Source organism: Xenorhabdus thuongxuanensis, assembly GCF_001908095.1.
GTDB lineage: Bacteria > Pseudomonadota > Gammaproteobacteria > Enterobacterales > Enterobacteriaceae > Xenorhabdus > Xenorhabdus thuongxuanensis.
The window spans coordinates 25,939-51,412 of the sequence record NZ_MKGR01000002.1; the positions used below are offsets into that span (position 1 = coordinate 25,939).

Consider the following 25,474-nt stretch of genomic DNA (forward strand, 5'->3'; position numbering starts at 1 on the left):
CGCGGCATGATGGTGAGGTCTGGTTGTTTTTTGGCGAAAGTAATTATACCAAATCATCATGCTGTCTAATAATCCCTCACAAAACATCAACACGCCCTAGGCAATTTAATTAAATATAAAAACCAAATTAGCGCCGCGTAAACTCATCCATTTCCACCAAAACGAGTAACGCAGCGTTCCCTCCCCACTCTTTGGGGGCTTGATGGAAAGCAATAATATCAGGATGTTGGGCAAGCCATAGCGGGGTTTGTTGTTTGAGAATGTGTTTACCGTGTCCATGCATAACGCAGGCACAATAGACATGTTCACGACGACAGGCGGCGATTAATGCCCCAATTTCTTGTTTGGCCTGTAATCGAGTTAACCCATGTAAATCCAGAAAAAGTTCAGGAGAATAATCTCCACGGCGCAATTTCTTTAATTCATAATGGCTGTCGCCTTCCCGAATGTAACGAGTCGGGCCTTCCATATCCAAATTTGGCTGGAACTCATCGGAAAAATAGTAACTGGCATCAGCTTGCTCTTGCATCAAGCGTTCAGGAGCAACATGGTTGATTTTTTTTCTTTTTGGAGGATGGGAAACCGTATCTTGCGTAATACGATGGGTTCCTGTAACAGACGTTCTGAATAGACTGATGTCTTCTGAGTTTAGTTGATATTTCTTCTTCATTACACATTCATTTACTTACAGCTTTTGGTAAGTGTACATGATTTTTTGTGATTTTTCTTGGCAGTTATCATTTTAAGTAACAAATTGTTCACAAAATGATTTGACAATTATGTTTGGTTATAAAATAAATGTATATACAACATGAGATCTGATACAAACAAGAAAAATAACAGGATAGTACAATGTCGATTGAACTAAGAGACACTGATGTCATATGGCGTAATGCCAAACTTGCCACAATGAATCCTGCAATTAAAAACATTGATGGTGAAAGTCATTACGGCATGTTGGAACAGCATGACCTTATTGTGCGGGATGAAAAAATCTTAGCGATTTTGCCGACAGATAGCGTACCAGCCAACCAATGTAAGGTCATTGACGCAGAGCAGCGCCTGATCACACCTGGCTTAATCGATTGCCATACTCACTTAGTTTTTGGTGGCAATAGAGCCTCTGAGTGGGAACAGCGCCTGAATGGGGTTTCTTATAAAGAAATTAGCGCCAAAGGAGGAGGAATTAATTCCACAGTTAAGGCTACCCGCAATAGTTCAGCTCAACTGTTGGAAAGCGCATCCCAGAAGCGTCTCAATGCATTGATGGCCGAAGGGGTGACAACAATTGAGATGAAATCAGGTTATGGGTTGGATCTGGCAAATGAAGAAAAACAATTGAAGGTTGTGCGGGCATTGGCACAGAAAAATCCCATCGAAATTAGCCCGACATTACTTTCTGCCCATGCTGTCCCACCTGAATATAAACATAATCCTGATGCCTATATTGATTTAGTTTGTGACACCATCTTGCCTACTCTTTGGCAAAAACAGTTATTCGAAGCTGTAGATGTATTTTGTGAAACTGTTGGTTTCACTCTGGATCAGACCAAACGCCTTTTTGCAACCGCAAAACGTCTAAATATTCCTGTAAAAGGTCATGTTGAGCAACTTTCCAATTTGGGAGGAAGTGAACTGGTCGCTGAATATCAAGGTTTATCCGTTGATCATATTGAGCATTTGGATGAAAAGGGTATTGAAGCCATCAGCCGTAGTGGAACAGTGGCAGTATTATTGCCGGGGGCATTTTATTTTCTGAGAGAAACTCAACGTCCTCCTATTGCATTATTGCGCCAATATGGTGTTCCAATGGCTATTTCAACAGATTTTAATCCCGGTACGAGTCCTTTTGCTTCCTTGCGCCTGATTATGAATATGGCTTGTGTACAATTTGGCTTGACGCCAGAAGAAGCCTGGCAAGGAGTGACCATTTATGCAGCTCAGGCCTTGGGACGAGCGGATAGTCACGGTCAATTAGCGGCAGGTTTTATAGCAGATTTTATCGTTTGGGATGTCCATAATCCAGTTGATATTTTATATGAACTAGGACATAACCCGTTGGTTTATCGTGTTTATCATGGCGAAATTACGCATCGTGATGACTTAAATGGCTTTAATTAATGGTGGTGAGGGAAAAATATGAATTTATGGCATCCAACATCAGAAAACATTTGGCAAGGGCGCAATGATCTTGCTGAAGCCAATAATGCCTTACGCCTGTTCCAGACAATAAAACAGCCAGCCAGTTTCTCACCGGCAGAATTTCCTCATCACATTGCGCTATTGGGATTTGAATGTGATGAAGGCGTTAAACTTAATCAAGGACGTCCGGGAGCGAAATTGGGGTCAGAATATTTGCGCCAATCGTTGGCAAACCTGGCGAGTTATGACGGCCATGATAGGTTGGTGGATTTAGGAAATATTCGTGCTAATCCTGGAGCGTTGAGTGAGGCACAGCAGGCGCTCAGTGATGCTGTCTATGAATGCCAGCAACATAATATGAAAACACTGATTTTTGGTGGTGGGCATGAAACGGCTTTTGCTCATGGGATGGGAGTTTACCGTGCGTTTTCGGAGCAACGTGTCGGTATCATCAATTTTGATGCTCACTTGGATCTGAGAAATTCGCCGCAGCCTACATCAGGAACCCCATTTCGGCAACTTGCGCATTACTGCCAGCAACATCAGCGTCCATTTAATTACAGTTGTGTTGGCGCCAGTTTGGCATCAAATACCCAGGCATTACTGGATGAGGCTAATCATCTTGATGTCACCATTATTTGGGATACCCACTGTGTTGAATCTATGTTGGATAAGGTACAGCAGCAATTACAAGATATAATTAATCAGGTTGATATCATTTATATGACTATCGATTTGGATGTGCTGCCAATTTGGCAAATGCCAGCCGTTTCTGCGCCTGCGGCATTGGGAGTTCCGCTGGAGCGTTTATTGCCATTAATTCAACTCGTCTGTCAGAGCAAAAAATTGCAAGCTGTAGATTTAGTTGAGCTTAACCCTTTATATGATATCCAGGGAATGGGGGGGAAAGCGGCGGCTCGCCTTGCATGGCAGTTGGTGCACTGGTGGAATAAATAGGTGGGTGAGTAAAAAATGAGAAGGAAGGGATAGTGACAGACGATTTACCAGATACATATGCCAAACCAGTGCCTTTGTATGCAAAAGTCAAACAAGCGATTATTGAAAAGATCTATACAGGGGAATGGAAACCGCATGATCGGGTTCCTTCGGAAGCGGAATTGGTCAGGCAATTTAACTGTAGTCGCATGACGGCTAACAGGGCATTGAGGGAGCTAACGGCAGAAGGTTTTTTATTCCGTTTGCAAGGCGTGGGTTCGTTTGTTTCTGAGCCGAAAGGACAATCTGCGTTATTTGAAATTCACAGTATTGCAGATGAAATTGCCTCCCGCTCTAACCGACATAGTTGCAAGGTGCTGAAACTCGCCGAAGTGAGCGCCAATATGACTCAGGCTGCGGAATTCAGTATTGCAGTCGGTGCGCCGCTCTACCATTCCATCATTGTACATTATGAAAATGATGTACCTGTGCAGATTGAAGATCGCTTTGTTAATGTTCAGGCGGCACCGGAATATTTGCGACAAGATTTCCGTCAGCAAACTGCCCACAATTATTTATCCCAGGTAGCGCCATTGACAGAAGGGGAACATATCGTTGAAGCCGTGGCGGGAGATGCCCTCTCTTGTCGGTTATTACAAATTGAGGCAAATACGCCCTGTTTGTTAATCAGCCGGCGAACCTGGTCGAAAGAATTTATTGTTTCCAGTGCCAGGTTATTGTTTCCTGGGTATCGATATAAATTGAAAGGGCGTTTTAGTTCATAGGTTCCCTAATGGAGCTACAAAAATTAGGCTGCAAAAACCTCTTTTTTTCCTTTGGGTAGAAGAGGTTTTTTATTAATTGTTGTAACAATAATGTAAAATCAATGTGATGTTAAACACAAAACCAGCAAAAATATATCCCTGTTTATCACGAAATAAATCAATATCATCTTTTTGATTTTTATCAAAAAAATATTTTACCCGCATCATTAACTTTATCTTCGTCACATTTTTGCCTATTGAATGTACATGTATATACAACTATACAATTAACAAAATTCACAACGATGAGATAGGAAAAAACCGTGACGACGCAAAATAATAAATTCAGCAACGTAACCATTCGCGCTCCCAGAGGGACGCAACTCACAGCAAAAAGTTGGCTAACCGAAGCACCACTTCGTATGCTCATGAATAACCTTGATCCCGATGTGGCGGAAAATCCCTGTGAATTGGTGGTGTATGGTGGCATCGGTCGTGCAGCCAGAAACTGGGAATGCTATGAAAAAATCGTTGAAACCTTAAAGGATCTGGAGAATGACGAAACCCTGCTGGTGCAATCCGGTAAGCCTGTGGGGGTGTTCAAAACCCATGAGAATGCCCCGCGTGTGTTAATTGCTAATTCGAATTTGGTGCCACACTGGGCGACATGGGAACATTTTAACGAACTGGATGCAAAAGGGTTGGCTATGTATGGCCAGATGACCGCCGGTAGTTGGATTTATATTGGCAGTCAGGGCATTGTTCAGGGAACTTACGAAACTTTTGTCGAAGCAGGACGTCAACATTACAATGGCAATCTGACTGGTCGTTGGATATTGACAGCGGGTTTGGGTGGTATGGGCGGTGCCCAGCCACTGGCTGCGACATTGGCAGGTGCCTCTTCATTAACCATCGAGTGCCAACAAAGTCGCATTGACTTTCGTCTGCGTACCAAATACGTAGATGAGCAGGCCGTTGATCTGGATGATGCTTTGGCGCGTATTGAACGTTATACCCAGGAAGGCAAAGCAATCTCGATAGCATTGTGTGGTAATGCTTCAGAGATTTTACCTGAGCTGGTACGCCGTGGTGTGCGTCCTGATATGGTGACAGACCAAACCAGCGCCCATGATCCATTACATGGTTATTTGCCAGCCGGTTGGACATGGGAAGAGTATTGTCACCGTGCTGAAAATGAACCGGAGGTGGTAATTCAAGCAGCCAAAGCTTCAATGGCCGCACATGTTGACGCTATGTTGGCCTTCCAGAAACAGGGTATACCTACCTTCGATTATGGCAATAATATCCGCCAAATGGCGAAAGAGGTGGGTATTGAACACGCTTTTGATTTTCCTGGATTTGTTCCCGCTTACATTCGCCCTCTGTTCTGTCGTGGCATCGGACCTTTCCGTTGGGCGGCTCTTTCCGGTGATCCTGAGGATATTTATAAAACCGATGCCAAGGTAAAAGAACTGTTGCCGAATGATGCCCATTTACACCGCTGGTTAGATATGGCGAGAGAGCGTATTAGTTTCCAAGGTCTGCCTGCACGTATTTGTTGGGTAGGATTGGGAGATCGTGCCAAATTAGGTTTAGCATTCAATGAAATGGTTCGCCGAGGGGAACTTTCTGCACCAATCGTAATTGGCCGTGACCATCTGGATTCCGGCTCTGTCGCCAGCCCTAATCGTGAAACTGAATCCATGCAAGATGGTTCTGACGCTGTTTCTGACTGGCCATTGCTGAATGCCTTACTGAATACGGCAGGTGGTGCGACATGGGTTTCCCTGCACCATGGTGGTGGCGTTGGTATGGGATTCTCTCAACATTCCGGCATGGTCATTGTTTGTGATGGAACGGATGAAGCTGCGGAGCGCATTGCCCGTGTATTACACAATGATCCGGCAACGGGAGTTATGCGTCATGCTGATGCGGGCTATGAATTGGCTATCCAGTGTGCGAAAGAGCAGGGGCTAAACCTACCAATGTTAAACCTGCCAGTGACTGATGCGAAATAAGGAGCGTTGTTAAAATGAAAAATATTACTATTCATCCGGGAAAAATGACGCTTGAAGAATTACGTCATGTTTATCAGCATCCTGTTCACATTAATTTGGACGAACAGTGCTTTCCTGCCATTGAGAGCAGTGTTGCTTGTGTGAATCGCATTATCAGTGAAAATAAAACCGCTTACGGTATCAATACCGGTTTTGGTTTGCTGGCGAATACCCGTATTGCAGAGCAGGATTTGGAAGAATTGCAGCGTTCTATCGTGTTGTCACATGCTGCGGGAGTGGGTGAGCCTCTGCCGGATGAAATTGTCCGCTTGATTATGGTATTGAAAATTAATAGCCTTGCCCGTGGTTATTCTGGCATTCGTCTGGAAGTCATTCAGGGACTGATTGCCTTGGTCAACGCTGAAGTTTATCCCTGTATTCCAAGCAAAGGTTCAGTAGGGGCTTCCGGTGATTTAGCACCCTTGGCGCATATGAGCTTGTTATTGTTGGGAGAAGGGAAAGCCCGTTATCGTGGTGAATGGCTGCCGGCAAAAGTGGCACTGGAAAAAGCAGGACTTGAGCCGATGTGTCTTGTCGCAAAAGAAGGATTGGCACTGCTCAACGGTACGCAGGCTTCTACAGCTTTTGCCTTAAAAGGGCTATTTGCCGCAGAAGATTTACTCGCATCAGCGATTGTTTGTGGCGCCATGTCTGTTGAAGCCGCTCTTGGCTCCCGTAAACCCTTTGATGCTCGTATCCATGAAGTGCGTGGTCAGAAAGGCCAAATTGATGTAGCAGCCCTTTACCGCTTGGTATTAAAAGAACAAAGTGAGATTTGTGAATCCCATAAAAACTGCCCGAAAGTTCAGGATCCTTATTCATTGCGTTGTCAGCCACAAGTGATGGGGGCTTGTTTAACCCAAATCCGCCATGCTGCTGATGTCATTATGGTTGAAGCTAATGCAGTCTCTGATAATCCACTGGTATTTACCGAAGAAGATGAGGTGATTTCTGGTGGTAATTTCCACGCGGAACCCGTCGCTATGGCGTCGGATAATCTGGCTATTGCTTTGGCAGAAATCGGTTCATTGTCAGAACGTCGCATTGCCTTGTTAATGGATAGCAATATGTCCCAGTTGCCACCATTCTTAGTTGAAAACAGCGGTGTTAACTCCGGTTTCATGATTGCACAGGTGACTGCGGCAGCGCTGGCAAGTGAGAACAAGGCGCTGGCACATCCTTCCAGTGTCGATAGTCTGCCAACGTCTGCTAATCAGGAAGATCACGTTTCAATGGCACCCGCCGCAGGCCGTCGTCTGTGGGAGATGGCAGATAACGTGCGAGGGATCTTAGCAATTGAATGGCTGACAGCTTGCCAGGGCATGGATTTCCGTCATGGCTTGAAAAGTAGCCCAATATTAGAAAAAGCTCGCCATATTCTGCGTGGTAAAGTTGCACATTATAATAAAGACCGCTTTTTCGCACCGGATATTGAAGTCGCAATTCAGTTGTTGGCCGAGCAGCAACTTTCTACTCTGTTGCCGGCTGGAAATATCTTAGAAAAATAAGTACAGACACATCGTCTTAGGCCGGATAAAATCCGGCCTTATCGTAGTATTTATCTCTTCCAATCTAATAATAAAAGACACAAGGATAAATCATGCAAAACATCTCACAACTCAAACGAGGGTTAAGCGTTCGCCACATTCGGTTTATGGCACTGGGTTCGGCAATTGGCACCGGTCTTTTCTATGGTTCAGCGGGCGCCATTAAAGCCGCAGGACCTGCGGTATTGCTGGCTTATGCCATTGGTGGTGCAGCCGTTTTTATGGTTATGCGGGCATTGGGGGAAATGGCGGTACATCGCTCTGCGCCAGGTTCTTTCTCCTATTATGCCACCCAATACTTAGGGCCATTGGCGGGTTTTCTGACCGGATGGACTTACGTTTTTGAAATGCTGGTTGTTTGTCTTGCTGACGTCACCGCATTTGGCATCTATATGAAGCTCTGGTTTCCCCATGTTGACCAGTGGATTTGGGTACTTGGCATTGTCTTTTTTATTGGCGCAATCAACCTATGTAACGTCAAGGTATTTGGTGAAATGGAGTTTTGGCTGTCTATCATCAAAGTTGCTGCGATTATCGCCATGATTGTCGGTGGTTTTGCCATCATGATGTATGGGTTTGGTCAGGAAGCTGAGCATGTCACCGGCCTGTCGAATTTATGGGAACATGGTGGATTTATGCCAAACGGCATAGCGGGGGTGATTGCTTCGTTTACAGTCGTTATGTTTGCCTTTGGTGGCATTGAAGTTATCGGCATCACGGCCAGTGAAGCTAAAAATCCAGACAAATCCATCCCACGTGCGATCAACGCGGTTCCGTTCCGTATCTTACTGTTTTATGTCCTTACGCTGTTTGTTTTGATGTGTATTTATCCGTGGAATCAAGTGGGACAAAATGGCAGCCCATTTGTCCAGATCTTCTCCAGTTTGGGAATTGATTCCGCAGCTAATATTTTAAATATTGTCGTCATTACCGCGGCAATTTCCGCGATCAACAGTGATATTTTTGGTGCCGGACGGATGATGTATGGCATGGCGCAGGAAAAACAGGCACCAGCCTCTTTTACTCAATTGACTAAAAACGGAGTACCGTGGGTGACGGTGCTGGCAATGTCTGGGATCTTGTTGGTGGGCGTCTTGTTGAATTATCTGTTGCCGGAAAAAGTTTTCGTCATTATTGCTTCCATCGCAACATTTGCAACGGTGTGGGTATGGCTGATGATTTTGCTGTCACAATATGTCATGCGTCGAAAAATGCCGGCAGAAGAGGCTAAACAGCTTAAATTCCCCGTGCCCTTTTGGCCTGTTGCACCGACTCTGGCCATTGCTTTTATGGCATTTGTTATTGCGGTATTAGGTTATTTCCCAAATACTCGGATTGCATTATACGTAGGGATAGTATGGATAGTATTATTGACTATCAGCTATTATTTATGGGTGAAAAAACCAAGTCATGGCTAACCCTCCCATACCAGCCTATGTATTTTGTGAATACAATTTCATCCTAAGATAACTCTGTGTTAAGAGAGCTGATTTGTGTTCTGGATCATGGCAAACTAACGAGTTGATATATCTTTTTTGTTGTTTGGAGGTGTTTTTTGGATAAGATCTTAGTCGATGAGGCTGTTGCAGAGCTGCGTACCATTTTAGATATGTTGCGTTGGTCTACTAGCCGTTTTAGCGAATCGGATATTTATTGTGGACATACTGCATGTAATCCGTGGGATGAGGCTTTGCAATTAGTTCTTCCCTCATTGCGTTTGCCTATGGATGTCCCTGATTCAATGATGGCTTCACGCCTGACATCAACAGAGCGTCAACGCATCGTGGAACTTGTCTTACGTCGTATTAATGAACGTGTTCCTGTTGCTTATTTGATAAATCGAGCTTGGTTCTGTGGTCATGAATTTTATGTCGATGAGCGAGTTTTGATTCCACGTTCGCTGATTAGAGATGTGATTGAAGACCATTTTGAAGGACTTATCTCACGTCAGCCATCGACAATTTTGGATCTTTGTACAGGAAGCGGTTGTATTGCAATCGCCTGTGCTCATGCTTTCCCAGAAGCCGAAGTTGATGCTGTTGATATTTCTCCAGATGCTTTGGAAGTTGCAGAAATAAATATAGAGAATCATAAGCTTTCTCACCGTGTAATCCCGATTCGTTCAGATCTATTTCATGATATACCATCGGTGAAATACGACATCATTGTCACTAATCCTCCTTATGTCGATGAAGAAGATATGAGTGATTTTCCTCAGGAATACGATCATGAACCTGAATTAGCCATGGCTGCAGGTATTGACGGGTTGGATTTGGTTCGTCGTATTCTGGCAACTGCCCCGGATTTCCTTTCAGAAGATGGAATACTGGTATGTGAAGTAGGTAACAGTATGGTACACCTGATTGAGCAATACCCTGAAGTACCATTCAAATGGCTGACATTTGAACATGATTATGGTGATGGTGTTTTTGTGCTGACTCGTCAGCAGCTTGTTGAATATCAAGAATATTTCCAGCAATTCAAAGACTGATATTTTTTCATTCATCCAATGGTTAAAACGGATATTTCATATAAATTGTATCTATATCCAGTGGATTTCAAGTAGCAGCTAGCAATATTGTTGCTCGAAAAATTAAGGATAAAAGGCAAATAAAATTACTGAAATAAGATAGGTTTTAATCATTGGGTGAGTTATTGTTATTCGCTCTTTTTAAATGTACAGATAATGATGGCAGGGTAGGAATGGCAGGAAATAGTATTGGGCAGTTTTTTCGTGTCACCACATTTGGTGAATCTCACGGGATCGCATTGGGATGCGTTGTCGATGGTGTTCCACCGGGTATTGCTATTACAGAAGCTGATTTGCAAATCGATTTAGACCGGCGTCGTCCGGGAACTTCCCGTTATACGACGCAGCGTCGTGAACCCGATCAAGTCCGCATTCTTTCTGGTGTTTTTAACGGAGTGACAACAGGTACTAGCATTGGCCTGATGATTGAAAATACCGATCAGCGTTCACAAGATTACAGTGCGATTAAAGATGTTTTCCGCCCAGGCCATGCTGACTATACCTACGAACAGAAATATGGATTACGTGATTACCGTGGTGGTGGGCGTTCATCTGCCCGTGAAACCGCCATGCGCGTTGCAGCAGGGGCAATTGCTAAAAAATATCTACTTGAAAAACACGGCATTCTTATTCGTGCTTGCCTGACTCAGATGGGCGATATTCATTGTGAATTGAAAGATTGGGATCTTGTTGAACAGAATCCTTTTTTCTGCCCGGATGCAAGTAAGTTGACTCAGCTTGATGAGTTACTCCGAGCATTGAAAAAAGAGGGAGATTCCATCGGTGCGAAAGTTAGTGTAGTTGCCGAAAACGTACCTGCGGGATTGGGTGAACCGGTTTTTGACCGTTTGGATGCAGACATCGCTCATGCTTTGATGAGCATTAACGCGGTTAAAGGTGTTGAAATCGGTGAGGGTTTCGGTGTTATCAATTTACGTGGCAGCGAAAACCGCGATGAAATGACGACGCAGGGATTTACCAGTAATCATGCTGGTGGCATTTTAGGCGGAATTAGTAGTAGTCAGCCAATTATTGCGCATATCGCCTTGAAACCAACATCCAGCATTATGGTGCCAGGCAGAACTATCAATCGTCAGGGAGAAGAAGTGGATATGGTAACTCGCGGCCGCCACGATCCTTGTGTTGGTATTCGTGCCGTACCTATCGCAGAAGCAATGATGGCAATTGTACTGATGGATCACTTACTGCGCCAGCGGGCACAATGTGCTGATGTGATATCATCACTTCCGCGCTGGTAATCTGGGAAGAGGCTCCTGATACCCGTTTTGGTTGGTGCTGAAAGGTATCATGAGAATAGGCAAGCAATTTTCTGGTGAAATGCATAATGGAATGGTCATTATTGGGGCCGGAAATTTACGGTTTCCTCTTTTTAGTTGCGATGGTGGCAGGATTTATCGATTCCATTGCCGGAGGTGGTGGATTATTGACCATTCCTGCGTTGCTATCGGTGGGAGTTTCTCCTGTCCAGGCGTTGGCAACAAGTAAGTTACAGGCTATAGGTAGCTCTTTCTCTGCCAGCCTCTATTTTATCCGCCGTGGTGTAGTGGATTTGCGTTCCCAGCGTTTTGCTATCTTCATGACGATAATTGGTGCCATGATGGGAGCTTTGCTGGTTCAATTTATCTCACCGGATTTTCTGCGTTATTTATTGCCGGTACTGGTGATCATTATCGGCCTTTATTTCCTATTGGTACCGAATATTGGAGCAGAAGATCGGCAACATCGTCTTGGCCCAATTGCATTTGGTTGTCTTTTCGGATGTGGTATTGGCTTTTACGATGGTGTATTTGGGCCAGGAACGGGATCTTTTTTCGCACTCTCTTATGTCATGCTTTGTGGCTACAATTTGGCAAAAGCAACGGCTCATGCCAAAGTACTGAACTTTGCATCTAACATCGGAGCCTTAGGATTCTTTGTTCTTGGTGGGCAGATCTTATGGCTGGCGGGAGTTGTGATGCTGGTAGGACAAATAATCGGTGCGCGATTTGGCGCGAGTTTAGTACTGAGCAAAGGGAAAAAACTCATTCGTCCGCTGTTGGTGACAATTTCCTTTTTGATGAGCATCAAACTTCTTTATGATCACCACGGAGATACAGTCCGTTCTTGGCTGGCATTTTATTTTTGATTTAGGATCTGGCATTAATACATGACCGCACATCATTATCAGCAACTGATTGAAATTTTTGATAATTGCTTTAGCAATGACTACAACACCCGTTTGATAAAAGGTGATGATGAGCCGATTTATCTACCGGCAGATGATGAAGTGAACTATAACCGGATAGTGTTCGCCCACGGATTTTATGCCAGTGGATTACATGAAATTTCTCATTGGTGCATTGCGGGTGAAGAACGTCGCAAACTTATCGATTTTGGTTACTGGTATTGTCCTGATGGGCGTGATGCCCAAACTCAGGAGAAGTTTGAAAAAGTGGAGATTAAACCACAATCGCTGGAGTGGTTATTCTGTGTAGCTGCTGAGTTTCCTTTTAATGTCAGTTGTGACAATCTTGAAGGAGATTTTGAACCGGATCGTCTTGCTTTTCAGCGGAAAGTGCATGCGCAAGTCATGCAATACCTTAAAAATGGGATACCCGCACGAGCTGCACGCTTTATTCAAGGTCTGCAATCGTTCTACAATACGCCCCCATTAAAAGCAGAGCACTTTCCTTATCCGGAAGATCTCTTTGCTAACTGAAATTGATTTTGAGGAAAAAATAATGCTCGCAGAGTTTGAAACACGTATTCTGGCGCAAATTGATGATATGGTTGAACAGGCCAGTGATGATGAATTATTTGCTGGTGGTTACCTCCGCGGGCATCTGACATTAGCTGTTGCTGAATTAGAGCAAGAAGGTGCAAACACTATCGAACAGCTTCATCAGCGTGTTGAAGAAAGCATCCACAAAGCAATTAAAGTGGGAGAATTGACTCCACCAGATCAGATTTTGGTTTTGGCAACTTGGCAAAAACTGCTGGATGGTGCAAAAGACTAATTATTTTATATAAAATAACTTTATTTAGGGCTATTCATATAGCCCTTTATTTTTTGCTCGGATTGAGTAACTCTCTATCTTCAATTACAAAAAAACTCGTAGTGCTTCTCAATAATGAGAATAAATAGTGATAATTAAATCTTTATTGACCTTTTTGTAGTAAATATAAAGTACAGTAATCTGGTTGTTAAATTCATTCCAGATATAGTTTTAAGTACTCTTTGCAGAAATGACGTTGTTTTTAATTGTTTATATTAAAATAATTAGGATTTCCATATATTAAATGGAATTAAAGATAAATGGTGTATAAAATAATGAAATTCTATTTATTACTATTATCTAAGGAGATTTTTTTATGTTGCGTTAAAATGATATATAAATATGGTTAGGTTTTAACGAGCAGAGATATGATTATTTATCATTGCTTTTAAATAATCCTGTTATTAATAGAACGACTGATGATTAAAATAAATAGTGATGGTAAATTTTAGGTAGTGATATACAGGGAAATAAAGTGATTTTTACTTAATTAACTAACTGAAATAGGGAAAGATCTCTAAGTAGAAAATCAATAAGAGTTCATGTTAAAAAACAGATTAATTCCTCTTAGGAAGTCAAAATTAGAAAAGGATATTTCAGGAGATAGTGACATGGAACTGGAAAGCAGATTTGTTCAAAGTGGTTACAGAGATCATGCTGAAAATAGCAAAATACTTTTATTACCTGAATCGATAAATTATAACATATTAAAATTTGCTGAGAAAAAGTTGATGAATATAACACTGGAAAAAAGAGTTGAAAATCTGGAATCAGATGTTGCTCAAATAAAAATGGATGTTGCTGTCATAAAATCAAATTATGCAACAAAAACGGATATTGAAATTGTTAATTCTCTGATTTATAAAGAGATATCATCTGTGCGCAGTGATATGTCGTTGCTGAGAAATGAAATAGTCTCTATGCGTAATGACGTATCGATCTTGCAGAAGGATATGGTAGCTGTACGTAGTGATATATCTTCTATACGTAGTGAAATATCCTCTATACGAGGTGATATCTTATCTATACATCAGAGAATATCAACTGTAAATGAGGAACTATCCAATAAAATAGTTGCTCAAACCAAATGGATGGTCACAATGATGTTTGGTTTTTCTGGTGTCATTATTGCAGCAATGAGGTTTATAATTTGAACACAATGCCTTCTATTCGCTTAACACAAAAATCAGATGTAACTCATTTACCCGCGGTAGAACATTCTGCTGCGAGATTATTTAGATTTATACCTGAACTGGCTTGGATAGCTGATGGTCATGTGCAAACTGAGCAGCAACATTTGGACTATATTATGCAAGGTAATAGCTGGGTTGCCCTTAACGAAGACTCTTGGCCTATTGGCTTTATTTTAGCTAAGCCATTAGATGATGGATTACATATTATGGAGCTTTCTGTGCATGAAAATTGGCAGAGAAAAGGTATCGGAAGGGCATTGATTGAAAAAGTAATTCAGGTTGCTGAACAACGCCATCTTAACGCTGTGACATTAACAACTTTTCGTTATGTTAATTGGAACGCACCCTTCTACCATAAATTGGGGTTTGAGATCTTAGAGTTGCAGCAACTTTCTGAGTCATTGCAGCAAATACTACAAAGTGAAATTGATTATGGATTTGCTGAAGAACAACGTTGTGCAATGAGACGTTTACTTACTATGACCACCATACCTAAATAACATACTGAATTTGAAGTAATGTCAGCTTTGGGAATAAAGACTGTGGGAGGCACCAGGCATGATTGTCTCCATACCTGATGCAACAGAATAAACCACTCTAAGGTTTTTCTGTTCTTACTACTTTGCCACGTAATAGCTTCCTAACCCAAAAGCGATTTGGGTGTAAAGCCGCTAATGTTTCATCATCAAGCGGTAGAGGTTCCCCAAAAATTTGGCTAGACAATAATTCTGCACTTAAAGGAGCAGAACATAATCCACGTGAACCCAACGCACCAAGAACAAATAAGTCTGGGTAACAAGGAGATTCTTCAATGATTTTATTAGCGTTTATTAGCAGAGATAAATTTGCATATTTATCAATAAGTTCACTGAAAACAGGAACATTCCCGACCATTGGCATATGATCCCGAATGACACACCGGATACCCTGACGAGACTTCTCTTCTGAAATGTCAACTTCTTGTGGCCAATCAACATCAGGGAAACATTTTAGTAAACGATCTAGGTTTTCTTGTTGCTCGATAGAAGAGTACAGTGTATCTAACTGATTGCGTTGATAACTGGCACCGATACAGTGATATTGGTTATTAGGATTAACGGGAGTCATGTAGCCATCGTAGCACAGTACACTTTTCAATTGGCTTAGGTTATCTGTAGTTGGAATATGGCTAACTTGACCACGAACAGCGGTTACAGGGAGTTTTTTAGTCTGTTCAAATTGTGGCAGACAGTGACCATTGGCAATAACGACAACCTTGTGATCCTTGCATTGCAGGTTTTCTTTGTGTTCAATCTGCAATTGCCAGCCGTTTTCACTTTGGATGAGCTCAATTACTTTATGATTAAAATAAACCTGCATTCCATGTTGTTCAGCCAGTTTAATCACTGCTTGAGTTAGTTGCGCGGGGTATAACCATCCTCCTTGTGGATAGTGAATGCCATCATAATTCACATCTAATCCACTTATATGGCTTAATTGATTGCGGTTCATACCGAGTGCAATTTCTTCTGGCCATGTTGTCCGTAGCATTTTGCTTATTTTATTCGCGCTTTTTTCGTCATAAGCTAATTGGCTGACGCTACACCATTGATGATCGAACGATATATTTTCGTCAATTAACTGATCGTACTGACGGCGGGCAAAAGTAAATGCTGATGTAAAGAAGCGTTCTAATGGATCGTCATTACCATTTAGTAAAGGATAAAGAACCCCTTGTTGATTGCCGGACGCATTTTGGGCAGGTTGAGCATCCTGGCAATATAGCGTAACTTTGGCGCCACGGCGCAGTAGAGCAAGTGCGGTTAGTGTGCTGGCAATACCACCACCGATGATGGCAATGTCATCGGTACAGGTAGCGGCTTTGCGAGAAAACCATGGTATATAAGGTAAGGGAAGTGGGTTACTTAATGGAGATAAAGTACCAGTTAGCATCTCTCTTTTACGTCGAAATCCTTTAACCTTAGTGACATCAAAGCCTGCTGCTTGTAACCCTCGGCGGACTATTCCGGCAGAGGTAAAGGTTGCAAAAGTACCTTCAGGACGACAAAATCTTGCCATTGCAGCGAACAACTGTTCACTCCACATTTGTGGATTTTTTGCTGGTGCAAAACCATCTAAGAACCAAGCATCAACTTTCCTGGTCAGGCTTGAAGTTATCTTCGGTAATAGATCATTTACATCGCCAAACCAAAGATCCAAGGTAATAGCGCCATTATCCAGAATCAATCTATGGCAGCCAGCCAGTGGTAAGGGCCATTGTTGGTATAATTGGGCAGAAAATTCCTTAAGTTCTGGCCAACGTTGGTGTGCTGTTTTCAGGTCAGTTGGTTTTAATGGATACTTTTCAAAACTGATATAATGCAGTCGTTTTAATGCAGCTTCAGGATATTGTTGTCTAAAATGAGAGAAAGATCGCCAAAGTGTCAGAAAATTCAATCCTGTACCGAATCCAGTTTCTGCAATAACGCATTCTGAACGGGAATGTATATTAAAACGTTGAGGAAAATGATTGCCTTGCAAAAATACATATAACGTTTCTTCCAAGCCATCTTGATTTGAAAAATAAACATCATCAAAATGCTCTGAAATGGGAGTGCCCTGCTCATTCCAGCTTAGGGTTGCGTTGTTGATAGCGCTGCTTTTCACAATAATGCCTGTACTGTTGGTAACAATAATATGTGGATTTTAACGGTCTTCATTTAGTTGCACCACCCATGGTAAAGATTCAGAGTTGAGTCCAGATCAATTTTTCCTTGAATTTTTAACCTGATCGGACTTGTTCGGCGTACAAGCGTACGCTAAAGTGCGGGTGAGTAAATCCCGCAGGTAAACATATTGATGAGGTAAGTAATGAAACGTGCAGTGATCACCGGTCTGGGTATTGTTTCCAGTATTGGTAATAACCAGAAAGAGGTGCTGGAATCTCTGAAAGAAGGCCGTTCCGGGATAACTTTCTCTGAAAAATTTAAAGAAATGGGCATGCGCAGCCATGTTTGGGGTAATGTAAAACTGGATACTTCTGGTTTGATTGACCGCAAAACTTTACGTTTCATGAGTGACGCATCTATTTATGCTTATCTGGCAATGGATGAGGCAATTAAAGATTCTGGCCTGTCCGATGAACAAGTTTCTAATCTTCGTACTGGATTGGTTGTTGGTTCAGGAGGAGGCTCTCCCTATAACCAAGTCGCTGGTTCAGATGGCATGCGTGCTCGTGGGTTGCGTGGTGTTGGGCCTTATATGGTCACACGGGCAATGGCCTCTGGCGTATCAGCGTGTTTAGCAACACCGTTTAAGATCAAGGGAGTCAACTATTCCATTAGCTCTGCCTGTTCAACTTCGGCACATTGTATCGGTCATGCCGTTGAATTAATCCAACTCGGTAAGCAAGATATTATTTTTGCCGGTGGTGGTGAGGAATTAAGCTGGGAAATGGCTTGTGAATTTGATGCAATGGGAGCACTTTCCACTAAGTATAATGAAACCCCAGAACTAGCCTCCCGTACTTATGACCAGAGTCGCGATGGTTTCGTGATCGCTGGTGGTGGTGGTATTGTTGTTGTTGAAGAATTAGAGCATGCATTGGCCCGTGGTGCGCATATTTATGCTGAAATTATCGGTTATGGGGCAAATTCAGATGGTGCAGACATGGTCGCTCCCTCTGGAGAAGGCGCTGTACGTTGTATGAAGATGGCATTAGATGGTGTTGAAGGTGGAGTCGATTACATCAATACCCACGGAACTTCGACACCAATTGGTGATTTGAAAGAACTGGAAGCCATTAGAGAAGTTTTTGGTGACAATACACCTGCCATTTCCGCCACTAAAGCGATGACAGGGCATTCACTGGGTGCAGCAGGTGCCCATGAAGCGATTTATAGTTTATTGATGTTGGAACATGGAATTATTGCGCCAAGCATTAATATTGAAGATCTGGATGAAAAAGCGCAGGGCATGAATATTATTACCGAACCTACCGAACGCGAGCTAAGAACAGTGATGTCCAATAGCTTCGGGTTCGGTGGTACAAACGCATCCCTGGTGATGCGCAAGTATTCAAACTGATTTTTTAAGCCATAAAAAATTTACAGCCAATCCATTGATTATGTGGATTGGCTATTTTTATTAAGGAGCCGTGATTTTATTGCGGCGTTTATTAATGATGCGCAGAACGGGTGGAATAATAATTACCAATACCGCCAGAATCAGCAAAACTTGTGTGATAGTACTACTCCATAGGATCTCAAAATCTCCATTGCTGATTGATAGTGCCCGTCGTAGATTTTGTTCCAGCATTTCGCCTAAAACGAAACCTAAGATCAGTGGTGACATTGGGAAATTCATTTTTCGCAGTATGTAGCCGAAAACGCCTAACCCGACCATCAACATAAGATCAAAAGTGGTACTGTGGATAGCATATACCCCAACTGCGGAAACGATAGCGATTGAAGGAACTAAGAACCACATTGGAATACTCAGCATACGGGTAAATAGCCCAATCATCGGGATATTCATGATCAGTAATAAAATGTTGGCGATCAACAAAGCCGCAATGAGCCCCCAGACGATATTAGGCTGCTCGGTGAACATGGTAGGGCCAGGAGTGATGTTATAAAGTGTCAAAGCACCCAGCATCACAGCGGTTGTACCTGAGCCGGGTACACCGAGAGTCAGCATGGGAATGAATGAACCACATGCTGATGCGTTATTGGCTGCCTCTGGTGCAGCTACACCACGGATATCACCTTTACCAAATGAATCACTGTTACCGCTGAGCCGTTTTTCGGTCATGTAGGTTATTGCACTGGCGATTGTAGCCCCTGCGCCGGGTAATATTCCCACAAAAAAGCCAATCACTGAGGAGCGTAAGGTTGGTCCTACACACGTTGCCGCTTCTTTTCTATTGAATAACAAGCGCCCTGTTTGTCTAATGACTTTCTGCCCCGCAGAAGTGCTCTCCAGCATCAATAAAATTTCACTGACTGAAAATAACCCAATGACGACAACAATAAATTGGATACCATCGGAGAGGTGCACGTTATTGAAGGTAAAACGATAAACGCCGGAGTTGGCGTCCACGCCTACGGTTGCTAAAGCCAAACCGATTAAGGCCGCGAGTAGTGATTTTATGGGATTTTGGCTCATCATACTGCCGAGGCAAGCAATAGCAAATACCATGAGTGCAAAGTACTCAGCAGGCCCAAATGCTAAAGACCACTGTGCCAAAAGTGGGGCAAATAAGATGATACCTGTGATAGCTAAAAGTGAGCCACAAAACGAACTAACGGCAGAGATAGACAGTGCAACGCCTGCTCTCCCCTGTTTTGCCATCGGGTAACCATCAAGCGTTGTCATAATGGCAGCGGCATCTCCCGGTACATTCAGTAAGATTGAAGAGATACGTCCCCCATACTCACAACCAATGTAGACAGTTGCCAATAAAATTAGGGCAGATTCGGCGGGTAATTTTAACGCAAAAGCCAATGGCAACAGGATCGCCACCCCATTTATGGGACCAAGACCAGGCAGTAACCCAACAACAGTACCGATAAAACAGCCTATCAATGCAATGACCAAGTTTTTGGGTACTAATGCGACTTCAAAACCATGGCTCAGATAAATCCAAGTATCCATCGTTATCTCCTTAGCTGAGCCAACTGCCGACGGGCAGTGTGACATCTAACAGACGATCAAAAGCAAAAAAGAGCGAACTGCCGAGAAATACCCCAGAAATAATCGCGGCAAGAAGAGTAGCGTTAAAGAGTAGTGCCACACAAATAGTCAATAATATGGTTGCTAGTGGAAAACCCAACCACTCAAATGACCATGCATAAATGGCTAGTGTGGCAATCAATAAAATTAAGCGACGTAACACTTGTGGTGTCGGCCAGTAAACAGGATCAGTTTTTTTAAACAGCAACAGTAAAGCACAGAGTGCCATTAATGAAATAATAGCAATTGGAAATGGACGAGGACCTAGAGGTTCATAGCTATATTCACTATGGATACCCCATCCAATGACCAACCCTATTCCACATAGCACTAGCCATACAGTAGCAAAGATACGATCGCTCATGGTGCTACCCCTGTTATTTTGCTAAACCAAAGGATTTGGCCATTTCATGGTATTGAATAACTTGTTTTTTCACATAGTCATCCAGCTCTTTGCCAGTCATATTGAATTCAAATAATCCGCGCAGTTCACGTTGTTTTTTGAATTCGTCAGTTTGTTGGAGTTTTTTAAAGGTATCTACCCACCATTGATATTGTTCATCAGAAACTTTTGGCCCCATATAAAAACCACGAATAATTGGCCAAACAAGGTCATAACCTTGTTCTTTTGCTGTTGGAATTTTTGCCAGATCGCCGTCCAGACGCTTATCTGCATAAACAGCGAGTATGCGAATTTTATTGCCATTGAGATAAGGTAAAGTTTCACTTAGATCACCGGATACGACCTGAATATGATTACCCAGCAGGGCAGTGATAGGTTCACCGCCACCTTCAAACGCGACATAGCGCATTTTGCGAGGATCAATACCGACCTCTTTTGCCAGTAATGCGGTTTTCATCCAGTCTTGGCTACCGATGGAAGCACCTGCGCCAAACACAATACTATCGGGCGCTTTTTTAAAAGCCTCCATCAAATCTGTCAGTGTCTTGTAAGGAGAATCATCGCGCACAGCAATCATGCCGTAGTCTGTGCCGGCACTGGCTAGCCAACGTACATCATTGACGTTGTAGCGACCAAATTTACCTTGTGCAAGATTCAATAAGGAACCCCCAGAGAAGGCAACGATAGTACCGGGTTCACCAGGCCGTTGAGCAATAATGGCATTATAGGCAACCGCACCGACACCTCCGGGCATAAATGTCACTCGCATGGGAGAGTCGATAGTTTTGGTTTCTAATAGTGAAATTTGGATGAGTTTACAGGTTAAATCAAAGCCTCCACCAGGTTTGGCTGGTGCAATACATTCGGTTCTGTTGGGAGTAGAAGTTGCAAAAGCGCAGGCACAAATAAACAGGCTTGCAGCGGTTAATAACGTTTTAAAAGTTCTCATTTTTATTCCTCACATAGCACCAGTAAAGGATATGAATGACAAATTTCTGGCGCATGTTTATTTATAGAAATGAAACCTTTCAATTACCTTTCATTAACAACAAAAGTTGTCTGGATGTGACCTTAATCGCCTAATTTGCGTGGTGTTTTACATAATCTTGTTAATTGTTTGTTTGTATTAATATTTTTTTGTTAACTCCTAAGCAATTGCTGAATCTTAATATTGCAATTATGCGATATCTCCGCTTTATTTCTCTGGTTAATTTTTAACAATAGGTATTATTCATGCGGCTCTTATTGGTTGAAGATCACCCAGAATTATCACATTGGTTACAAAAAGCATTGAATAATGCTGGGTTTGTGGTGGATTTGGCGAAAGATGGTGTTGTGGCAGATCAGCTTTTGCAGACTGAAAATTATACCTTGGTGATTCTGGATGTGGCTTTACCCAGATTGGATGGCTTATCTTTGTTATTGAGGTTGCGTAAGCGTGGTCAAAATTTACCCGTACTGTTATTAACTGCCAAAACAGAGGTTACGGATCGTGTGAAGGGATTGAATTCTGGTGCTGATGACTATTTGACCAAGCCTTTTGATTTTCAAGAATTGGAAGCTCGTGTTCGTGCATTGTTGCGTCGTAGTTCAGCTATGCCACAAGAGGCACAGAAATTTGGTTCGTTATCTTATGAAGGCGAAGGGTATTTTGTATTGGACAATGTCCCATTGGCACTGACCCCCAGAGAGCTATCTGTTTTAACAACACTATTTCATCGTCGAGGGCGTCCGGTCTCTAAACAACAACTGTTTGAGCAGGTATTCTCCCTATCGGATGAGGCTAATCCACAAAGCATAGAACTGTATGTTCATCGGTTGCGGAAAAAATTACTCAACAGTGATGTAGGGATCAAGACATTACGTGGGTTGGGATATCGGTTGGAGCGGTTGGTATAATGAAATATCTAAAAATACCACGGTCGTTATTCCACCAATTGTTGCTGTTCTTTGGTGTACCTCTACTGTTACTGGGCTGTGCTTCTGTTTATAGTCAGTATATCAGTGTGAGAAATGCTGCAATGCTGGCTTATGACAGAACTCTGCTTGCATCAGCAAGAACAGTCGCTGAACGCTTGGCTGTTCGGGATCAGAACTTGATCGTTGATGTACCTTATGTTGTCTTGGACAGTTTCGAGCGCAATACAAATGATCGCCTGTACTATCAGGTTATGTCGCCGGAAGGAAAGACGATTTCCGGGTATGACGACCTTCCTCGGATACCGCAGAACGTCCAGCGTTCACCCTTGTATACAGCATTAGCCTATTTTTATAATGCGGAATACAAGGGGCAACCTATACGTGTAGTGGGACTGTATCAGCCGGTCAATGAAGGCAATATAATGGGGATGGCGTTGATATTGGTGGCAGAAACTGAGACTTCTCGCCAATATATGGCTAACCAATTGTTGTTATCTTCGTTGGTTAATCAGGGGGCAGTCGTATTATTGACATTACTCCTTGCTTACATTCTGCTCAAACTTCTGCTTAAACCGTTGCGAAAACTTTCAGGCATTATGAGCCTCCGTTCTGCTAATGATCTAACACCATTACCAAATATTTTACCGTGGTCCGAACTGGCTCCATTACTGCAATCGTTTAACCGATATATTGGGCGGTTGGAATTAATGGTTGGACGCCAAGAGCGATTCAGTGCGGACGCTTCTCATCAACTGAGAACACCTTTAGCGGTATTGAAAACACAGGTTGCAGTAGCATGTGGCAATCAAGATCCAGAACAAAGGGATAATATACTGACGGCGATTGATAAGAGTTTGGATAACATGATATTACTGACTGATCGCTTATTGCAACTTTCACAGCTTAAAGTGCATGAAAAAGAAGCAATACAAAATTATCAGCCAGTCAATATCGTGGAACTATTGCAACAAGTCTGTTTTTCTCGTTTACAGCAAGCAGAAAGCAAAAATATTGATTTAGGTTACGAAGGGGAAGAAGCCTTATGGATCAGGGGAGATCCCCTATTGTTAGCCGAAATGTGCGCCAATTTGCTGGATAATGCCATCAAATATACCCCGCAAATGGGAGTGGTGACGGGAAGAGTAAGCATAATGGCAGATAAAAAACAGGCTTTCCTTGAGATCGATGATTCAGGGCCGGGTATCGCTCAAAAAGATATTTGTCAATCGCTTATGGCGTTTAACCGATTGGACAACGCAGCTGGGCTGGAGGGGACGGGATTAGGGTTGACTATTGTTAAAGAAATCTGCCGATACCACAGTGCCACTCTCCAGCTTTTACCCAGTGAGGTATTGGGTGGGTTATTGGTGAGAATTATATTCGGGCTTTCTATAAGTGAGCGGGGTGCGTAACTGTTGCGCAAGTATCACACCAACTAAAACAATACCTCCTCCAATTAAGTGGTAACTGTGCATTTCTTCATGGAGAGCCACGATAGCAATGATGGCAGTAAATACGGGCGCCAGATTCATAAAAATAGCAGTCATGTTTGCGCCAATGCGAATGACACCCTGTATCCACAAATAGGGTGCAAGTATGGATGCGGGAATGCCGGCAAATAGAACAAGAGAAATATTATCGGCCGTTAACTGAATATCATCTGTCATCATAAAATTGGGTAAAAGCAATAAAACGCCAAACCCAATTTGTACATAGAGTGATTGCCAGTTGGGTAATGGAATTGCCCAGCGTTTGGTTAAAACCCCATACAAGGCATAAGAAGCTGCTGCAATAAACATCATCACTTCTCCAATGCCCAGACCGTGTTGCAATAGGGAAGATGGCTCCCCTTTGCTGACCAGCCATACAAGGCCGAATAAAGACAGCACGGTGCCGAGGGTGATACCAACGGTAGGGGCAGCCCGCAAGGCAAAGATGCTGATAATGACAGTTAATAATGGTATCAATGAAGTAAAAATGCCGATGATTGTCGCGCTGATGGTATGGGCTGCGTAGTACGCCAGGCTTTGGTTAAGTACCATGCCCAGAGAACCTAAAATCAATAATTTCCACCAATATTGAGCAACGATTTTTCGCTGCTTCAGGATTGGCAATAAGATAAAAGGCGTCAAGGCCAGAAAGGCAATAAACCATCGGTAGAAAGCAATTGCAGCCGGTTCAATAAGGGTGGCAGCAGCTTTGCTGACAACGGCGTTGATTGACCAGATCAGTACAGCGACAAGGGGAAATAATAAATTCTTCATTAGGCTGGATATTTATGTAAGTGTTTCGTCTAGTTAGTTTAGCAATGACCGATTTATTATATATATTGATAATCAGACAACAGATAGGGCAATTAAGACAAGATATTTACCCTTTATTATTTTATGGATAAAAGATTACGGGAGTAAAAATGATAGAACGGGTGAAGACGAATCAAGCTATATTTCAACCAATCATGCCAGATACACTCTCTTTTCGTGATGAGACACTGAGTGCTGATACGGAATGTCGGTTACATACGCATCCTTTTGGGCAATTAATTTATGTCGTTTGTGGAGTAATGGAAACGCAGGTAGGCAAACAGCGTTTTCTGGCTCCACCGGAATTTTGTATCTGGATACCGGAAAATACCGCCCATTCGAGTTACAACCAGAAGGCATTGCGATTTTGGATAATCGATATTTCTCCACAATGGACTAATATCTTACCGCAACAGCCTTGTATTATCCGATTGAGTGGCATTTTCAATGCTATTATGGCGGATTTTTTTGCACGAAAGATCTGGCAACCGGAAATAGAAAGGGATCGACGCTTGGCACGAGTGTTAATTGATCAATTGGAATTATCACCAAGGCAATGTACCTATTTACCTTATTCAAAAGATAAGTTGCTCGCTCCAGTATTACAGATGTTGGAACGCAATCCGGCGGATAATACCTCTTTAGCTGAGTGGGCCAAAAAGCGTTATACCTCAGAGAGAACTTTATCGCGGCGCTGTAAGCAGGAGTTAGGAATGTCATTTAGTGAATGGCGGCAGCGGCTGCGTTTTTTGTATTCCATATCCTTATTAGAACAGGGGAAAAGTATTCACGAAATCGCATTTGATGTGGGGTATAGCTCATCATCGGCTTTTATCGCCATGTTTCAGCAGATTGCGGGCACAACGCCAGAACGTTTCAGAAAAGGCTAAGGGCATATAGGTTTTATGTAG

At 42.8% G+C, this 25,474-nt stretch carries 23 protein-coding genes; 17 read left to right on the forward strand and 6 right to left on the reverse strand.

Annotated features, from left to right (window positions below; translation table 11 throughout):
* Positions 1-127 precede the first annotated feature (127 nt).
* A complete protein-coding gene (smrB, locus tag Xentx_RS01660; protein WP_074018530.1) occupies positions 128-670 on the reverse strand; it encodes an endonuclease SmrB in 543 nt (180 codons plus the stop codon).
* Between the two features lie 182 nt (positions 671-852).
* Between smrB and hutI the strand changes: the two genes are divergently transcribed.
* From hutI to Xentx_RS01725, 13 genes are all read left to right on the forward strand, one after another.
* Positions 853-2,121: an imidazolonepropionase gene (gene hutI, locus Xentx_RS01665; RefSeq protein ID WP_074018531.1), complete on the forward strand. Its 1,269-nt coding sequence runs from the start codon at positions 853-855 to the stop codon at positions 2,119-2,121.
* 18 nt (positions 2,122-2,139) lie between these two features.
* A complete protein-coding gene (gene hutG / locus Xentx_RS01670) occupies positions 2,140-3,099 on the forward strand; it encodes a formimidoylglutamase (RefSeq protein WP_074018532.1) in 960 nt (319 codons plus the stop codon).
* 32 nt (positions 3,100-3,131) lie between these two features.
* On the forward strand, positions 3,132-3,863 hold the full coding sequence (hutC, locus tag Xentx_RS01675) for a histidine utilization repressor (RefSeq protein WP_415843302.1): 732 nt from the start codon (positions 3,132-3,134) through the stop codon (positions 3,861-3,863).
* 302 nt (positions 3,864-4,165) lie between these two features.
* A complete protein-coding gene (gene hutU / locus Xentx_RS01680; RefSeq protein WP_074018534.1) occupies positions 4,166-5,860 on the forward strand; it encodes a urocanate hydratase in 1,695 nt (564 codons plus the stop codon).
* A 14-nt stretch (positions 5,861-5,874) separates the two neighbouring features.
* Positions 5,875-7,407: a histidine ammonia-lyase gene (hutH, locus tag Xentx_RS01685; protein WP_074018535.1), complete on the forward strand. Its 1,533-nt coding sequence runs from the start codon at positions 5,875-5,877 to the stop codon at positions 7,405-7,407.
* Positions 7,408-7,499: 92 nt separating this feature from the next.
* Complete coding sequence (locus Xentx_RS01690; RefSeq protein WP_074018536.1) at positions 7,500-8,864, forward strand: amino acid permease; 1,365 nt, start codon at positions 7,500-7,502, stop codon at positions 8,862-8,864.
* A 137-nt stretch (positions 8,865-9,001) separates the two neighbouring features.
* Entirely contained in the window at positions 9,002-9,937 is a 936-nt protein-coding gene (gene prmB / locus Xentx_RS01695) for a 50S ribosomal protein L3 N(5)-glutamine methyltransferase (protein ID WP_074018537.1), read from the forward strand.
* 212 nt (positions 9,938-10,149) lie between these two features.
* Positions 10,150-11,235 (forward strand): chorismate synthase, encoded by a 1,086-nt coding sequence (gene aroC, locus Xentx_RS01700; RefSeq protein WP_074018538.1) that lies wholly within the window; start codon positions 10,150-10,152, stop codon positions 11,233-11,235.
* Positions 11,236-11,321: 86 nt separating this feature from the next.
* The gene (locus tag Xentx_RS01705) at positions 11,322-12,122 is read left to right on the forward strand and encodes a sulfite exporter TauE/SafE family protein (protein ID WP_074018539.1); all 801 of its coding nucleotides are present in this window, start codon (positions 11,322-11,324) and stop codon (positions 12,120-12,122) included.
* A 21-nt stretch (positions 12,123-12,143) separates the two neighbouring features.
* Positions 12,144-12,695, forward strand: a complete 552-nt coding sequence (locus tag Xentx_RS01710) for an elongation factor P hydroxylase (protein ID WP_074018540.1) — start codon at positions 12,144-12,146, stop codon at positions 12,693-12,695.
* A gap of 22 nt (positions 12,696-12,717) precedes the next feature.
* Positions 12,718-12,993 (forward strand): YfcL family protein, encoded by a 276-nt coding sequence (locus tag Xentx_RS01715; protein ID WP_074018541.1) that lies wholly within the window; start codon positions 12,718-12,720, stop codon positions 12,991-12,993.
* 650 nt (positions 12,994-13,643) lie between these two features.
* Positions 13,644-14,186 (forward strand): hypothetical protein, encoded by a 543-nt coding sequence (locus Xentx_RS01720; RefSeq protein ID WP_244149803.1) that lies wholly within the window; start codon positions 13,644-13,646, stop codon positions 14,184-14,186.
* Positions 14,187-14,191: 5 nt separating this feature from the next.
* On the forward strand, positions 14,192-14,725 hold the full coding sequence (locus Xentx_RS01725) for a GNAT family N-acetyltransferase (protein WP_074018542.1): 534 nt from the start codon (positions 14,192-14,194) through the stop codon (positions 14,723-14,725).
* A gap of 97 nt (positions 14,726-14,822) precedes the next feature.
* Here Xentx_RS01725 and mnmC read toward each other — a convergent pair whose 3' ends face one another.
* On the reverse strand, positions 14,823-16,871 hold the full coding sequence (gene mnmC / locus Xentx_RS01730) for a bifunctional tRNA (5-methylaminomethyl-2-thiouridine)(34)-methyltransferase MnmC2/FAD-dependent 5-carboxymethylaminomethyl-2-thiouridine(34) oxidoreductase MnmC1 (RefSeq protein WP_074018543.1): 2,049 nt from the start codon (positions 16,869-16,871) through the stop codon (positions 14,823-14,825).
* A 204-nt stretch (positions 16,872-17,075) separates the two neighbouring features.
* On the opposite strand from mnmC, the gene fabB reads away from it, so the two are divergent.
* The gene (gene fabB, locus Xentx_RS01735; RefSeq protein ID WP_074018544.1) at positions 17,076-18,290 is read left to right on the forward strand and encodes a beta-ketoacyl-ACP synthase I; all 1,215 of its coding nucleotides are present in this window, start codon (positions 17,076-17,078) and stop codon (positions 18,288-18,290) included.
* A 60-nt stretch (positions 18,291-18,350) separates the two neighbouring features.
* Here fabB and Xentx_RS01740 read toward each other — a convergent pair whose 3' ends face one another.
* The 3 genes from Xentx_RS01740 to Xentx_RS01750 are packed head-to-tail and all read right to left on the reverse strand — an operon-like array spanning position 18,351 to position 21,289.
* A complete protein-coding gene (locus tag Xentx_RS01740) occupies positions 18,351-19,859 on the reverse strand; it encodes a tripartite tricarboxylate transporter permease (protein ID WP_074018545.1) in 1,509 nt (502 codons plus the stop codon).
* Positions 19,860-19,869: 10 nt separating this feature from the next.
* A complete protein-coding gene (locus tag Xentx_RS01745) occupies positions 19,870-20,301 on the reverse strand; it encodes a tripartite tricarboxylate transporter TctB family protein (RefSeq protein WP_074018546.1) in 432 nt (143 codons plus the stop codon).
* A 13-nt stretch (positions 20,302-20,314) separates the two neighbouring features.
* Positions 20,315-21,289, reverse strand: coding sequence for a Bug family tripartite tricarboxylate transporter substrate binding protein (locus tag Xentx_RS01750; RefSeq protein WP_415843303.1), 975 nt, complete (start codon positions 21,287-21,289; stop codon positions 20,315-20,317).
* Between the two features lie 284 nt (positions 21,290-21,573).
* Between Xentx_RS01750 and tctD the strand changes: the two genes are divergently transcribed.
* Together tctD and Xentx_RS01760 are read left to right on the forward strand one after the other, a co-directional pair.
* A complete protein-coding gene (tctD, locus tag Xentx_RS01755; RefSeq protein WP_074018548.1) occupies positions 21,574-22,239 on the forward strand; it encodes a transcriptional regulator TctD in 666 nt (221 codons plus the stop codon).
* Positions 22,239-23,672, forward strand: a complete 1,434-nt coding sequence (locus tag Xentx_RS01760) for a sensor histidine kinase (RefSeq protein WP_074018549.1) — start codon at positions 22,239-22,241, stop codon at positions 23,670-23,672. The genes tctD and Xentx_RS01760 overlap by 1 nt, the downstream gene beginning before the upstream one ends.
* On the opposite strand, the gene Xentx_RS01765 is transcribed toward Xentx_RS01760, so the two are convergent.
* Entirely contained in the window at positions 23,622-24,524 is a 903-nt protein-coding gene (locus Xentx_RS01765; protein ID WP_074018550.1) for a DMT family transporter, read from the reverse strand. The two genes, Xentx_RS01760 and Xentx_RS01765, sit on opposite strands and share 51 nt — an antisense overlap.
* A 149-nt stretch (positions 24,525-24,673) precedes the next feature.
* Here Xentx_RS01765 and Xentx_RS01770 point away from each other — a divergent pair, with 149 nt between their 5' ends.
* Entirely contained in the window at positions 24,674-25,453 is a 780-nt protein-coding gene (locus Xentx_RS01770; protein ID WP_074018551.1) for an AraC family transcriptional regulator, read from the forward strand.
* The last annotated feature ends 21 nt before the right edge of the window (positions 25,454-25,474 follow it).

What these genes read in the sequence shown, in the direction of transcription:
- smrB (WP_074018530.1), bottom strand. Translation starts at nt 670, where the DNA reads ATGAAGAAGAAATATCAACTAAACTCAGAAGACATCAGTCTATTCAGA.
- hutI (WP_074018531.1), top strand. Translation starts at nt 853, where the DNA reads ATGTCGATTGAACTAAGAGACACTGATGTCATATGGCGTAATGCCAAA.
- hutG (WP_074018532.1), top strand. Translation starts at nt 2,140, where the DNA reads ATGAATTTATGGCATCCAACATCAGAAAACATTTGGCAAGGGCGCAAT.
- hutH (WP_074018535.1), top strand. Translation starts at nt 5,875, where the DNA reads ATGAAAAATATTACTATTCATCCGGGAAAAATGACGCTTGAAGAATTA.
- Xentx_RS01690 (WP_074018536.1), top strand. Translation starts at nt 7,500, where the DNA reads ATGCAAAACATCTCACAACTCAAACGAGGGTTAAGCGTTCGCCACATT.
- aroC (WP_074018538.1), top strand. Translation starts at nt 10,150, where the DNA reads ATGGCAGGAAATAGTATTGGGCAGTTTTTTCGTGTCACCACATTTGGT.
- Xentx_RS01705 (WP_074018539.1), top strand. Translation starts at nt 11,322, where the DNA reads ATGGAATGGTCATTATTGGGGCCGGAAATTTACGGTTTCCTCTTTTTA.
- Xentx_RS01710 (WP_074018540.1), top strand. Translation starts at nt 12,144, where the DNA reads ATGACCGCACATCATTATCAGCAACTGATTGAAATTTTTGATAATTGC.
- Xentx_RS01715 (WP_074018541.1), top strand. Translation starts at nt 12,718, where the DNA reads ATGCTCGCAGAGTTTGAAACACGTATTCTGGCGCAAATTGATGATATG.
- Xentx_RS01720 (WP_244149803.1), top strand. Translation starts at nt 13,644, where the DNA reads ATGGAACTGGAAAGCAGATTTGTTCAAAGTGGTTACAGAGATCATGCT.
- Xentx_RS01725 (WP_074018542.1), top strand. Translation starts at nt 14,192, where the DNA reads ATGCCTTCTATTCGCTTAACACAAAAATCAGATGTAACTCATTTACCC.
- fabB (WP_074018544.1), top strand. Translation starts at nt 17,076, where the DNA reads ATGAAACGTGCAGTGATCACCGGTCTGGGTATTGTTTCCAGTATTGGT.
- Xentx_RS01740 (WP_074018545.1), bottom strand. Translation starts at nt 19,859, where the DNA reads ATGGATACTTGGATTTATCTGAGCCATGGTTTTGAAGTCGCATTAGTA.
- Xentx_RS01745 (WP_074018546.1), bottom strand. Translation starts at nt 20,301, where the DNA reads ATGAGCGATCGTATCTTTGCTACTGTATGGCTAGTGCTATGTGGAATA.
- Xentx_RS01750 (WP_415843303.1), bottom strand. Translation starts at nt 21,289, where the DNA reads ATGAGAACTTTTAAAACGTTATTAACCGCTGCAAGCCTGTTTATTTGT.
- tctD (WP_074018548.1), top strand. Translation starts at nt 21,574, where the DNA reads ATGCGGCTCTTATTGGTTGAAGATCACCCAGAATTATCACATTGGTTA.
- Xentx_RS01760 (WP_074018549.1), top strand. Translation starts at nt 22,239, where the DNA reads ATGAAATATCTAAAAATACCACGGTCGTTATTCCACCAATTGTTGCTG.
- Xentx_RS01765 (WP_074018550.1), bottom strand. Translation starts at nt 24,524, where the DNA reads ATGAAGAATTTATTATTTCCCCTTGTCGCTGTACTGATCTGGTCAATC.
- Xentx_RS01770 (WP_074018551.1), top strand. Translation starts at nt 24,674, where the DNA reads ATGATAGAACGGGTGAAGACGAATCAAGCTATATTTCAACCAATCATG.